1 protein-coding gene and 1 pseudogene are annotated in these 1,123 nt (G+C 47.0%); one reads left to right on the forward strand and one right to left on the reverse strand.

Annotated elements, in window-relative coordinates:
- Positions 1 to 530, reverse strand: a pseudogene (locus tag A3761_RS00155) (IS21 family transposase); the annotation flags it as partial.
- A gap of 42 nt (positions 531 to 572) precedes the next feature.
- Between A3761_RS00155 and A3761_RS00160 the strand changes: the two are divergent.
- The coding region (locus tag A3761_RS00160; protein WP_156491442.1) for a response regulator at positions 573 to 1,123 on the forward strand (551 nt) is incomplete at its 3' end.

The raw sequence follows: 1,123 nt of genomic DNA on the forward strand, positions 1-1,123 counted from the left end.
TCGTGCGTTTGTTTGTAATAAGCTCGCAGGAAGAAAGCTCGACTATTGCTTAGCTTGAAGTAAGCAACTTGAAGGCAGCACTTCCGACCATTGATCGTGGCGAAATCTTCGCCCCAATCAAACTGGAATGCTTCGCCTGGTGCAAAAGTCAGTGGAACATAGACTCGCTTAGCGGCAGTGCTCTTTGCTTCATGTTGCTCTTGTCGCCACTGCCGTGCAAACGCAGCAACACGATCATAGGAAACGGTGTAACCCAGTTGTACTAAATCCTGGTATAGCTGCTTGACTGACTTACGCTGCTTTCGATGCTTTTTCACCTCACGGTGAAGCCAGCAGGTTAAGGTCTTCTCGTAGTCATCCAGCTTACTCGGCGACTTCCTTGCAGGGTAGCTTGGGTCTAAATTTCTATTATTGAGGTATTTACGAACAGTAATTCGTGACAATCCGGTCTTCCGAGCAATCGATCGAATCGATTGTCCCTCCCGAATATGCGAGCGTCGAATTACGCTTAGTAGAGCCACGTCTATCACTCCATTTTCTCCTGCTTTGCTGAAGCAGGGATAGGTTTATACGTGGGTCAAAATTCGATGCAAATATATGGCTTTAGTGGGTCAGTTTTGGGTGCAAATCAACAGCTAGGGAAGGAAATTATTGTTAAACAAGGCATCCGGGTATCCCTTGCCAACAATGGTGAAGAAGGCTACGAGAAAGCCATAAAAGGCAATTTCGATTTCATATTAATGGACATGCAAATGCCTTTAATGGATGGCTGCCAAGCTACCGAAAAGATACGGGAAAGCAATCAGAAGATCCCTATCATCGCGATGACCGCAAATGCCATGGCAGAAGACAAAGCAAAATGTCTTGCCTCGGGCATGAATGACTACGTGACCAAGCCCGTCAATGACAATGAGCTCTTTTCTGCCATTCTCAAACATGTCAAAGGCATCAGACAAAAGCAAAATCAAGCGCTATGCCCTCAGGAACAGCACCTTTCGGAACCAATCGAGCAGGTACAAACTGCCTCTGCGCCAGAGGAAAGCAGAATAAGTCAGGAGCTGTCGACTGAAGTCGAGGAAGTCGAGGAAGTCGAGGAAGTCGAGGAAGTCGAGGAAGTCGAGGA

Source organism: Oleiphilus sp. HI0123, assembly GCF_001635315.1.